Annotated in this window: 11 protein-coding genes and 3 pseudogenes; 1 reads left to right on the top strand and 13 read right to left on the bottom strand. The window is 39.0% G+C overall.

Annotated features, from left to right (window positions below):
* A pseudogene (locus tag LH47_RS15520) lies at positions 1–143 on the top strand (UPF0236 family protein); the annotation flags it as partial.
* Between the two features lie 149 nt (positions 144–292).
* On the opposite strand, the pseudogene LH47_RS16895 reads toward LH47_RS15520, so the two are convergent.
* The 13 genes and pseudogenes from LH47_RS16895 to LH47_RS15510 all read right to left on the bottom strand — a co-directional run.
* A pseudogene (locus LH47_RS16895) lies at positions 293–442 on the bottom strand (sulfite exporter TauE/SafE family protein); the annotation flags it as partial.
* 113 nt (positions 443–555) lie between these two features.
* Positions 556–1,530, bottom strand: coding sequence for a F510_1955 family glycosylhydrolase (locus tag LH47_RS12865; protein ID WP_043968135.1), 975 nt, complete (start codon positions 1,528–1,530; stop codon positions 556–558).
* Positions 1,531–1,622: 92 nt separating this feature from the next.
* Positions 1,623–2,177 (bottom strand): TVP38/TMEM64 family protein, encoded by a 555-nt coding sequence (locus LH47_RS12860; protein ID WP_043968133.1) that lies wholly within the window; start codon positions 2,175–2,177, stop codon positions 1,623–1,625.
* An 11-nt stretch (positions 2,178–2,188) separates the two neighbouring features.
* Positions 2,189–2,860 (bottom strand): response regulator transcription factor, encoded by a 672-nt coding sequence (locus LH47_RS12855; protein WP_043968132.1) that lies wholly within the window; start codon positions 2,858–2,860, stop codon positions 2,189–2,191.
* Entirely contained in the window at positions 2,838–4,238 is a 1,401-nt protein-coding gene (locus LH47_RS12850) for a sensor histidine kinase (RefSeq protein WP_043968130.1), read from the bottom strand. Before LH47_RS12850 ends, LH47_RS12855 begins: the two co-directional genes overlap by 23 nt.
* Positions 4,239–4,432: 194 nt before the next feature.
* Positions 4,433–4,699 (bottom strand): hypothetical protein, encoded by a 267-nt coding sequence (locus LH47_RS12845; protein ID WP_043968129.1) that lies wholly within the window; start codon positions 4,697–4,699, stop codon positions 4,433–4,435.
* Positions 4,700–5,075: 376 nt separating this feature from the next.
* A complete protein-coding gene (locus LH47_RS12840) occupies positions 5,076–6,374 on the bottom strand; it encodes a cell wall-binding repeat-containing protein (RefSeq protein WP_407637164.1) in 1,299 nt (432 codons plus the stop codon).
* 130 nt (positions 6,375–6,504) lie between these two features.
* The gene (locus LH47_RS12835; protein ID WP_042535852.1) at positions 6,505–6,888 is read right to left on the bottom strand and encodes a DUF302 domain-containing protein; all 384 of its coding nucleotides are present in this window, start codon (positions 6,886–6,888) and stop codon (positions 6,505–6,507) included.
* Between the two features lie 134 nt (positions 6,889–7,022).
* On the bottom strand, positions 7,023–7,214 hold the full coding sequence (locus LH47_RS17230; protein WP_043968125.1) for a DUF2933 domain-containing protein: 192 nt from the start codon (positions 7,212–7,214) through the stop codon (positions 7,023–7,025).
* Between the two features lie 61 nt (positions 7,215–7,275).
* Positions 7,276–7,656, bottom strand: coding sequence for a cupredoxin domain-containing protein (locus tag LH47_RS12825; protein ID WP_043968123.1), 381 nt, complete (start codon positions 7,654–7,656; stop codon positions 7,276–7,278).
* A gap of 3 nt (positions 7,657–7,659) precedes the next feature.
* Positions 7,660–9,513, bottom strand: a complete 1,854-nt coding sequence (locus LH47_RS12820; RefSeq protein ID WP_052585053.1) for a copper-translocating P-type ATPase — start codon at positions 9,511–9,513, stop codon at positions 7,660–7,662.
* A gap of 628 nt (positions 9,514–10,141) precedes the next feature.
* Positions 10,142–11,392, bottom strand: a complete 1,251-nt coding sequence (locus LH47_RS12815; protein ID WP_235341148.1) for a hypothetical protein — start codon at positions 11,390–11,392, stop codon at positions 10,142–10,144.
* 290 nt (positions 11,393–11,682) lie between these two features.
* Positions 11,683–11,827, bottom strand: a pseudogene (locus LH47_RS15510) (UPF0236 family protein); the annotation flags it as partial.

The following is an 11,827-nucleotide window of genomic DNA, read 5'->3' as shown; positions in this document are numbered from 1 at the left end:
CCAAGCGGGTTGAACAGGCCAAACGGAAGGCAGGACGGTTGTGGGCAGATGTGGTGCGTCAGAATCTACCGTGTCTGCAGCGGTCATCCGGGACGCCGATCCATCAAGCGTTGTCGGCGCTTCGGGATTTTGGTTGGGTGTAAAAAAATGGAATACAATATCATCACTTCAAGATGAGGGATGAGAGTCCAAAAGCGCTTACGATATCAATTCCTGAAAATGGTTCGCTAACTAGTGATTGACAACACCCGTAGTGAACCGAAAAAATGTTCTCCACAAAGTCTTGACTGACTCCTAAATTACTAGTGATTTGACACGGAGCCATCGCTCCCACGATGCCAAGAAGAAAGGCTGACAAAATAGGAATCTCTGTCATGCTATTTGCCATATTAAGAAACGGTTGACTTAGAAAGTTACTGATTTGACTCAAGAACGAATACACCCTTCTTCTCACCTTCTTCTTTATCTGATGTATACATTGTAGCAGTGAATTTTATAGAAATTGTGGAGCGATATATTTTCAGTAAGCAAAAAGACACGCACCCGCATGTCTTTTTATATTTTCCCTTTCGATGCTAGTTTTGTCCAGCTTGCACCGTTATTTTTTGTCATGAAAATATCCCCGTTCATCGTCGCAATCACTATTTCGTTGTCATTTGTTGGATTAGAAGTGATATACATGATATGATCTTTTTCATCCAATGCAGGAACAGAAAGAACTTCCTCTTGTTTTGTGTCTAATGATTGTTTGATTAGGATAGGTTTATCGTTCTCTACAGCTGCAAATACAATGAATTTTTCTTGGAACGCAAACGTCGTCGTATTGATTTTTCGAGTAAACCGTTCAAACGTATTCCCATTATCTCTTGAAACAAAAATTCCTTCCGATGTACTAATTCCAACCATATTTTCATCCGTTGGGTGGGCAGCAATCGTTCCTGCAGCAGTTTGCGGCAAGCCGTTCAATTGACTTTGCGACCACGTTTTGCCGTCGTCTTTACTGTAAAATACCCCTTGTCCGAGCGTTTTGTTTTCTTCTTGGTTCACAACATAAATGGTATGGCTTTTATAGCCAACTGCCATATAATGAAAATCAGATTCTTTATAAAATCCTAAATTCATCAATGTTTGTCCATTATCAAAACTTTTCACAAGACCAAGTGGATTTCCTAAAGATGAACCTTCTTCCGGATGCCCTGATGAATAAAAGCCGTCGTCTGTAGCCGAAAAGCCCATATAATCATGCTTATTAGAAATCGTTTCATACCACTTATTATTTTGGTAAACAAGTAAACCTTCATGTGTAGCAAAGTAAATCGCATTTTGGTTGCCTGCATAACCAATTCCATGTAAATGTTCGAACTTTCCTTCTTTCTTTTCTTTAAAGAAAGGATTATTTGTAACAGATGTGTTGGATTTTGCTTGTTCTTTGCTCGTAATAAAGGACTGTTCTTTTTCATTGGATGATGAACAAGCGCTTAGAAGAAGAATGGATGATGTAATGATGATTGCTTTCGTCATTTTTGTCATGGTCGACTCTCCTTTGTATAATGTAGATTTCGCACATTTTTATAACAGATATTTGCAGAATGTATGGAATTGCAAACCCCTTTTTCATTCGTTTAAGCCTTTTTTCGAGTGATTTTCTTCCAAGTAAATATAAATAAAAAAACAGATAGAAGTGTCAATATCACTTTCCCCTGCCATGTCAAATTCATCACTTGATACACCGAATATGCCTCTAACAAAAGTGCTGGCAGCTTTCCAAGCGAGCTGGCAATGATAAAGATCAGTAAGGAGGTGTGTCCGATCGCTGCCACAAACGTCACAAGTCCCGACGGAACAAAAGGAAGAAGACGCAAAGACAAAATAAGCGAAAAGGCTTCTACCCCTTCTGCCTCAAGCAAACGTTTCACTTTCGGATAGGAAAACCATTTCGTTTCCGAAAGTTGACGAAACCCTTTCCGATATAAAACGAAAGAAACAATCGCTCCCACCGCCTCCCCGACAAACGATAAAAAGGTACCTTTCCAAAAACCGAATACCGCCAAGTTAGCTGCAGTGAGAAATACGCTCGGTACAACGCCTAAAATACTGATCACAATATTGATCGCAATACTAATGAGATAAGCAACGCTTTCATATGTATGAAACAATGTAATGAGCTTCTCTTCCATTTCTTTTTACCTTATCCCCCCCATTTATATCCTACACCCCAAACGGTTTGCAGAAATTGATCGATCGGAAAACCGGCTTGGCGGAGCTTCTCGCGAATATTTTTGACATGCGAATCGATTGTCCGTTCTTCTGTATTGGCGTTATACCCCCATAATGTCACGATGAGTTGCTCTCGGCTAAATACCCTGTTTGGATTTTTGAGAAAAAGTCCTAAAATGGCAAACTCTTTTGGCGTGAGAAAAATATCGTGCCCAGCATATTGGACTTTATGCTGCGCTTCATCCCAAACTAAGCCGTTAAACTCCAGTTTCGTTTGTTTTCCTACAGAACGGCGCAATACCGCTTCGATCCGAGCGAGCAGCTCAGATTCGTCAAATGGTTTTGTAATATAATCATCTGCTCCGATTTTCAACCCTTGGACAACATCTGTCGTTTCTCCTCTTGCTGTTACCATAATAATTGGGACATTCGAAAACTCTCGTATTTGTTTGCACATTTCCCATCCGTCCATCTCTGGCATCATCACATCAAGCAAAACGAGGTCCGCTTTATTGTTTTCCAAATAGCGGATCGCCGCTACCCCTGACTCGCATTTCACACAACGGTGCCCTTTCGGTGTAAGATACAGCTCTAATAAATCCAACATTCGTTTTTCGTCATCAACTAGTAATATCGTGTACATGTTCATCTCCCTTCGGTAACGTAATGATCATCGTCGTCCCTTTTCTACATTGGCTTGTTGCATAAACCAAACCGCCGTGCGCTTCGACAATTTCTTTCACAATCGCCAAGCCTAATCCCGTCCCTCCGCCTGTTCTCGATCTTGATTTATCCACCCTGTAAAATCGTTCAAAAATATGCGGCAAATCTGCTTCAGGAATTCCTATTCCTTCGTCGGAAATCATGATCATCACGTTCTTTTTCTCCATTCTTACATCAATGGAAACGGTAGAACCTTGATGAGAATATTTTAACGCATTGTCCAAAAGATTCATCATCACTTGCTCAAAACGCTGTTGGTCGATATGGACGGTAATGTTTTCATCGCAGTGGTAGACAAGAGACATATTTTTCGTCTGAAAAGCAGGATACATTTTCTCGTATATTTTTTTCAAAAAAAGGCACAGTGGAGTTGGCTCTTTCTGGATTTGAAACGAATGTTGATCCATTTTCGCGAGCTCAAACAAGTCTTTCACTAACTTTTGCATATGCTCTGCTTCTTCATAAATAATGGACAAATATTTCGCTCTTTCTTCCTCCTCGATAGTTGGCCTTCTCGCGATGTCCGCATATCCTTTGACATACGTGAGCGGAGTACGAAGTTCATGAGAAATACTAGCGAGAAATTCGTTTCTTTCTTTTTTTAAGTATTCCAAATCCCTTGCCAATGTTTGAATCGCTTTTCCTAACTGTGCCAACTCATCTTCTCCTTTTACTTGCAGGCGGACAGAAAAGTCCCCCTTGCTCAGTTTTTCGGTCGCTTGTTTCATCCGAATGAGCGGAATCGTAATGATTCTTGACAAGAAAGCAATCGTAATAATCGTTAAAAATACGGAAAGAATTCCAACCATAAGGAAATGATGCTTTAACTTATAAATCATGTTTTGAATAGAATCCGTATTTTGAAACATATAGACATACCCTTTGATCTTGCCGTCAATCCGAATCGGGCTGGCGGTAGCGATATACGATTCTTTTTTCCAGTTGTTTTGCACAACCATCCCGCTGTGAGGAATGTGGTGGACATCGGCATACGGAATGATTTTTTTGGCAAACGGCAAAATGTGATCGGAAAAATACAAAATATTCCCTTTTGAATCTGTAATGACAACATCCGTCTCCGCTTCCGACTCCATCATGGTGACATGTTCTAACGTAGAAGGGTGATAGCTTTTTTCCAATACATCACGGTGATTGTTCCCTCTCGCTAACAGCTGCTCAAATTCTTCATTAATTCTAGCGTTAACGAGTGTCACATATAACGACGCAAATAAAACCGTTTCGATTCCTAACACAAAGACAAAAAATAATAGCCCTAACTTAAACGAAATTTTTCGCACTTTTGTCCCTTCCTTATAAGAGCTCATTATTGCTTTTATGTAGAGCGCTTTTTATTTTACAACATAAATTTGCAGAATCGATGGATTTTACAGTGAAAAATACACACGAATATTGCCTTGCAAATATCATACAACAATAGGCGGACGAAAAAAACACTGTAGTTTTAAGCCTACAGTGTTTCAATAACTGATCTTTACATCATATATCCTTGTTTCATCATTTGTTGATTCGTTTTGCTATTATTCATCATATGTTCCATCATTTGATCCATATTTTTAGTATTTCGACACTGTTCATACATTTTTTGTAATTGTTCCTCTGATAAATTTGGATGCATTTGTTTCATCATTGGCAACATTTCTTTCCAATCATTATTATCATTTTTATTTGCTGCAAAAACAGCTGTAGCTAATACAAAAGCTGAAACAAGGACGAACAAACCTGAAATAAGTTTTTTCATTTTCAACACCTCCATCCTTTTCTGGTTTTAGAATAAAGGAAAAGTATGGAGAAAGTGTTCATAAACATTTACAAATTTTTGTCGCGAATTATCATTAGTAATTAGATATTTTCAAAAATCGATTAGAATTTCTAATGGCCTAATGGCTCTGTCATCATAATCATACTTTGTTGCTTACATGTTTCTTAAACAACATGAATCATTACAAATTAGCTTGTAGAAGTTGTATGTGATGATATGCGAATAATTCAAGAACCTTTGATGTTAGTTGAATGCCATATGTTTGCATCATCATATTAACACCACAAGTTTCAAAAATAAAAAAAACAGCTTGCTCGGCTTGCAAGCTGTTTTGCGTATATAGATTTACGTGCTTCTAATGCCCTGCATGTCCTTCTCCGGTTGCGGGAATAATTTCGAGCTTTTCATCGATGATTCCTTGTGTTTGATAAGAGATGGAACGGAATGTACCAGATAAAAATGCGTGGTTATACGGTCCCACTGTTGGATCATCCGTAAAAGTTGGTTTTAAACGGGCTAAAAATTCGTATACGTCCTTTGTTAATGTCCCATTCTCTAGCCATATTAAAGGTGCGTGTTTTCCTAGATGGGAAAACGGTGCAGCCGCAATCGCTAGTTCAGGGGTTTTCGTTGAAATAAATGATACGCCATGTCCCGGATCATTTAGCCCCCAACCAAACTTCGTTTTTTCATCTTTGTAGGTAGCAAAAGAAACGGATTGTTGCACCGGTGTATCGCCTGCGATTCGGACAACGGTGCCAAATGATGTTAGTTCGTTTTCCACTTCTTTAGAGATTACTGATTCGGGACCTAAAAGATATATATTTGCTTTTCCTTTTCTTTGCTGTAACGCCTCTTTTGTTGGCTGTGGAATTTCATTCGAAGAGACGTACAGTAACGGTTCTTCCATGTGTGCAATCCAATTGGCGGCTGTGAGAGTGTACAATTTCGCCTTATCTTCCAAAGAACCAATAATCACACTTTGTGGAGTCTTACCGGCAATGTCGCTGTAAAATTGGTCAATTTCTTTCGCAAACGCAGCCGGATCTGTTTCACTAATTTGTTTCAGCTTAAAATTCTTTAATTTATCTAGTTCGCTTTTACCAAGATTTCCTATCACCATAATTTGCGTACCGTCAGCTGTGCCTAAAGGCTGAAGGCGGTTTATTTCCTTTAAGACGGCATCCGGTATTTTTTGATCTTTTGTAAATAAAACAGGGCCGTTGTTCGGATGATGAATTAAGTCTACACTTGCCAATGCGATTTGCCAACTTTCAACGGGCACTAAAATAATTCCGCCGGGCTGGTTTTCTTTATGGGTGGCAGGCCAAACCGTTTGTGAAACCATGACGGATAACTCAATAGGATCATCCGTGTTGATACGAGTAACGTTTTTCGTCGCTGTTACGATCATGTTTTGGCTTGCTAAACGGTTGAATGAGTTTGGCGGCTTCGCGAACTCCATTTCATTTGTTTTGTTATCTTTGTCTTTATCATTGGAGGACATATCCATATCTTCATGATTCATATTTGCATGATCCATTTCTTTCGAATCATGATCCATCTGATTATGGTCATTGTTTTGATTGTTACATCCGGTAATGATAAAGATAGGTAGCACAGCTACTAGGACTCCCCTAAGTAATTTACTGATCATGTGTAATCCTCCCTGAAAGAATCTTTTCTTTATTGTATTTATCCCCATTTGTTATTACTTTTAAACTTTTCCCAAATTCCATAATAAAAGGCTTTTTATCAAAAAACAATGTGATTTTCACTTTATTTTATTTACACTCATTGATGCAGGATATCAATCTTTTTTCAATATCCTCGGCTAAGTGTTCCAATTGTTCATTATTCATCATGCTGATCAACATGGTTGGTTTTGGCATCCCAATTTTTGTCGTTTCATTTTCTTTATACACCACGATTTTGCATGGCAAAAAATAACCTGCCAATAAATTTTCAGAAAGTACACGCGCTGCCTCTTGAGGATTGCATACTTCCAAAATCACAAACGGTGTTTGAAAATCGAATCCTTTTTCTTGAAGCTTTTCCGTGACGCTAAATTTCCACAAAACTCCGAATCCTTCTCTTTTTAAACTCTCCTCCAATATTTCCATCGTTTCATTCATTTCCTTTTGTACTTCAACCGTATAATGAAACACTTTCATCAACCACCTTTCTCCAACATATTTTTGTATGCTATTCCACTTAGTTGTATGTAAAACTTAATAATAATATAACATAAAAGCCAAGTGCGTACTAAAAGCGAGCACTTTTAGTACACCCTTCTCACCACTCATTTACTTTTTAATTGTTCCTTTAATCGTTCATTGTCTGTCTGTAATTTTGTAATCTGATCCTGTAATTCCTTGATGGAATGATGATCAGAAGAATGATGATCATGATGTTTATGATGCTTATGTCCTCTCATACAAAATAGCATCATTAAAGGACATAGTAACAATATTAAAAGATTAGCCCAATTCATTCCGTCTCTCTCCTCTTCCGCTTAGTTTACAGCTTTTATGAAAAAACCACTATGTCATCTTTTAATCCTGGACAACTACTTTCCCGCGATACATCCCCATTTGACATTGAAACGAATATTCTCCGCTTTCTTTTGGCAGAAATTCAACCGTCACCTTTTCCCCAACAGTGAGAGCCGCACTTTTATTGAATTCAGGAAATACAACCATTTCCGAACAAGAGTTTTCCTCTTTTCGAATAAATTGAAACTTCACCGGCTTTCCTTTTTTTACTACAACAATGTGTGGAGTATAGCCACCTTTGACGATTATTTCTGCTTCTTGATATCCAGATGGGGTGAAGGTAGCTTTGTATCCGCCCTTTTTAGGCCCCCAGAAAAACCAAGCAACGAAAACAATAAGGAGCAGCCCACTCACATTAACGATCATTTGAGTCATATCCATCAATCATACCTCCTTTGGTTTAAAACGTTTCAGGCGATTGGCGTTTGCCACAACTGTAACAGAGCTAAACGCCATTGCCGCTGCGGCTACAAGCGGAGACAATAATGAACCGGTCAATGGATAGAGCACGCCAAGAGCGATTGGGATGCCTAGTGCATTATAAATGAACGCACCAATTAAATTTTGATATACATTTCTCATCGTTGCCCGACTAATTTGAATCGCCTGCACTACCGATTTTAAACTTCCTTTAACAAGGGTAATATCACTCGCTTCAATCGCTACATCCGTACCGGTTCCAATTGCCATTCCAATATCTGCCTGCGTAAGTGCCGGGGCATCATTGATTCCGTCTCCCACCATCGCTACTTTTTTTCCATCTGCTTGCAGTTTCCGGACAATTTCTGCTTTATTCTGCGGAAGCACATCGGAGATGACATTGGTAATCCCTACTTTTTTCGCGATTGCACGCGCCGTTCGCTCATTATCCCCCGTAACCATGATCACCTCTAATCCGATGTTTTTCATTGCCGTAATTGCCTCTAAAGAATCTTGTTTCACCGTATCCGCTACGGAGATGACTCCTTCCGGTTTTCCATCAACCGCCAAAAACATAGGTGTTTTTCCTTCGTCCGCCAATCTTTCGGCATGTTGTATATAGGCTTCTGTTGCAATGTTGCCTTTCTTCATGAGTTTTAAGTTTCCGAATAGAACATGGTGGCCATCAATCCATCCTTGCACGCCATGCCCCGGTATAGCTTCAAAATTCTCGGTTTTTCCCAGCAATATATTTTTCTCTTTAGCTGCTTCAAGTATTGCACCTGCTAACGGATGTTCCGATCCTTGTTCGAGCGTTGCTGCGAAATAAATTAATTCTTTTTCTTTGAGGGAACCAACGGCGATCACATCGGTTAATGAAGGTTTGCCCATGGTGATCGTCCCCGTCTTATCTAAAACGATGGTCGTTAATTTCTGGGCGATTTGCAGCGCTTCGCCGGAACGGATGAGAATCCCGTTTTCCGCTCCTTTGCCTATCCCGGTTGTTAAAGACATAGGAGTGGCCATTCCTAATGCACAAGGACAGGCAATAATGAGCGTCGTCACTAAAACAATTAGAGCATACATACTTGAAGGTGAAGGACCGAAATTAAACCAAATTAAGTACCCAATGATAGCTAAAATGATTACACTCGGAGTAAAAATCGCAGAAACTTTATCAACAATTCGTTGAACAGGGATACGGGAGCCTTGAGCTTGCTTCACCATGTTGATGATATTAGATAATGCGGTATCATCCGGTGACTTTGTCACCTGAAATGTAAAGCTCCCTGTTTTATTCATCGTGCCGCCAAATACTTCGTCTCCTTGAACTTTCTGTACAGGCAACGATTCGCCGGTCAACATCGATTCATCAACAGTTGAACTTCCGTCAAGAATCATCCCGTCCACCGGTATCTTTTCACCGGGCCGTACAACAACGATATCCCCGATCTGAATTCGCGATACAGGAATTTCTGTTTCGACTCCTTCTTTTAACACCCGAGCCGTCTTAGGTTGTAAACCAATGAGTCTTTTAATCGCTTCAGATGATTTGCCCTTCGCTTTTTCTTCCATCGCCATTCCTAATACAACTAACGCCGTGACAACCGTTGAAACATCGTAATACACTTCCGCCATCGATGGATCTGGAAATAAGTCCGGCCAAAGCAAGGCGACAACCGAATAAATCCATGCCGCACTGATCCCGATGACAATCAGTGTATGCATATTGGCTGAACGTTGTTTTAATCCTTCCCATGCCCCAATGAAAAACTGGCTTCCGCTATAAATCATCACAATTAAGGCTACTACTGCCATGAGCAGTCTGCTAAACCAGAGTTGACTGCTTCCCATAGGCAACAAATTTCTTATGATTGGAAAAAAATCTGGATAAGATACCAATATAATAGGAACCGACAATATTCCGGCAAACCACCATTTTTTCATTAGTTTTCGATACAATTGTTCATCATCTTCGTGTTTTTCTCTCTCTTCTGTTTGATGTGAGGTATCCGAGTGTATCGAGCTAGAACTGAAAGTGTTGGATTCGTGATGACATGAATGTTTCTCTTGATGGTGAGCGTGATGATGACCATGATCATGATCATGATGATGGTGGTCATGGTGATGATTTTTGTTATGGGTGCTAGAAATATGTTTATTCCCCTCCATAAATTCCCCTCCGTGAACAAATTTTCTTTCTTTTATGATCATGTTAAAAATAAAATATGGAGATTCTATGGAGAAATTCAGAAAATTAGGTGACACCTGAATCCTGATGAACGCATTTAACTGTAAAAAAGATGATTGTTTTCATCACGGTTTTGATTTGTCGACGCCGCACACGGCTCCATAGTGGACTGTCGTTTCGCTTCATGCTTCTTGTTGACCAGTAACCAATGAAACGTAACTGATTTTTATCCAACCGAGTGAAACGTTTAGATACTTATCCAACATTTCTTGAAATTTTGTCTAAAACACCTATGTCAGTCCCAAATTTGCACATCGCATCACAATCACATCGGAGTTCAGAAAATAAAATGTAAGAAATTTGACAGGCATTTGAATGTCGAATGGACGGCCTTAAAAGTTGTGCTTTAATTTCTTTCTCGCGTTTATCCGGAGCAACTAAATAAAACTTAGTTTGATTTTCACTCATAGTTAAAGCCAAGTCATAGAGTCTTAAAATCCCAGAATAGATAGATGTACTTTTTTCAACCTCAAATGCACCAACAATTCTTTCTTTTTTGTCCAACCAAATGACATCAATGAGAGCAATGGTTTCCTTTATTGACTGAGAGATATTGGGCAAATTTAAGCGTTTTAAGGAAAATTCCCCTAACTTTTGATTATTCCACTCTCTCTTATGATCATTTTGAGCAATCCATACATCATAACCAAGCGCTTTCCCTAATCTTGCTAAATGATATTGCATTTCCGAGTGGTCATTTTCCTCGATAGCATCATTTATCACTTCAGAATGACGTTTCATTTTTGCTTTTGTTTGCTTTTCCATATTTTCTAATGTGATTTCATAGTTTTCACTAATGACTAATCTTCCCGTTCCAATTTCAAACAGGAGTCCTCCTACTGCACCAAGGTCCTTTGATAGTAAGTTTCTATATTTATCATTAAAATCTAAAATGATTTCTCTCATTTTTAAATATTCTTGCCACGAACCAAGCTTTATTTTTTGGTCAAACAAAAGGTTAAAACCTTTTACAATAGCTGTATTAAAAGGTGGAAAAACAGTTGGATGAAGAAAATAGAGAATATTAGCTACAGCAGGTCCAAGTCCTTTAATTTGTAATTGATCTAGTTTAACAATTTCTTCTATAAGTTGCTTTTCCGTTGTTGCTTGAAGACATGATTTTAAAAATCTCCCAAAAGCCTTTTTATTACGTTCATTTTCATAAATATCCGGTATTCGAAGTTTCGGCTTCCAATAAAACGCGTGGGCGGCTCCTTCAAAAACTTGTTTTTGTTCTGCAATGGCTGTAACTACAATTTCTAACGTGGACCCTTTAAAGTCATTTCCGAATGTATTGTTTTCTATATCCTTAATTACCTCTATAACACCGTTTCGAATAGTACGAAATGCTTTTAATCTTTGGTCATTATCGATAAACCAAGTTTGATAGACTGATTCCATGTCACCTCGATACTCTTGAATCATTCTTTCGAAATTCGCTCCCACAACAGTTCCTCCTTCTTATTCCATAAATAATTTAAAATATTTTTATTTTATAGGATAAATTTGCAGAATTTATGAATTTCAATAAACTGTAACTATTTTAAGAAATTTTATTTTTATTGTGAAATTCGTCACAGCGACTGAGTCAGTCAAGACTTTGTGGAGAACATTTTTTCGGTTCACTACGGGTGTTGTCAATCACTAGTTAGCGAACCATTTTCAGGAATTGATATCGTAAGCGCTTTTGGACTCTCATCCCTCATCTTGAAGTGATGATATTGTATTCCATTTTTTTACACCCAACCAAAATCCCGAAGCGCCGACAACGCTTGATGGATCGGCGTCCCGGATGACCGCTGCAGACACGGTAGATTCTGACGCACCACATCTGCCCACAACCGTCCTGCCTTCCGTTTGGCCTGTTCAACCCGCTTGGAC

This window comes from Anoxybacillus thermarum (genome assembly GCF_000836725.1).
GTDB lineage: Bacteria > Bacillota > Bacilli > Bacillales > Anoxybacillaceae > Anoxybacillus > Anoxybacillus thermarum.
The sequence above is the reverse complement of the archived record's forward strand: the minus strand, read 5'-3'. Positions and strand labels throughout refer to the sequence as shown.

Bases quoted from the DNA above. Each gene is read 5' to 3' on its own strand.
- LH47_RS12865 (WP_043968135.1), bottom strand. From the start codon at position 1,530: ATGACAAAAATGACGAAAGCAATCATCATTACATCATCCATTCTTCTT.
- LH47_RS12860 (WP_043968133.1), bottom strand. From the start codon at position 2,177: ATGGAAGAGAAGCTCATTACATTGTTTCATACATATGAAAGCGTTGCT.
- LH47_RS12855 (WP_043968132.1), bottom strand. From the start codon at position 2,860: ATGTACACGATATTACTAGTTGATGACGAAAAACGAATGTTGGATTTA.
- LH47_RS12845 (WP_043968129.1), bottom strand. From the start codon at position 4,699: ATGAAAAAACTTATTTCAGGTTTGTTCGTCCTTGTTTCAGCTTTTGTA.
- LH47_RS17230 (WP_043968125.1), bottom strand. From the start codon at position 7,214: ATGAATTGGGCTAATCTTTTAATATTGTTACTATGTCCTTTAATGATG.
- LH47_RS12825 (WP_043968123.1), bottom strand. From the start codon at position 7,656: ATGGATATGACTCAAATGATCGTTAATGTGAGTGGGCTGCTCCTTATT.
- LH47_RS12820 (WP_052585053.1), bottom strand. From the start codon at position 9,513: ATGGCAGTAGTAGCCTTAATTGTGATGATTTATAGCGGAAGCCAGTTT.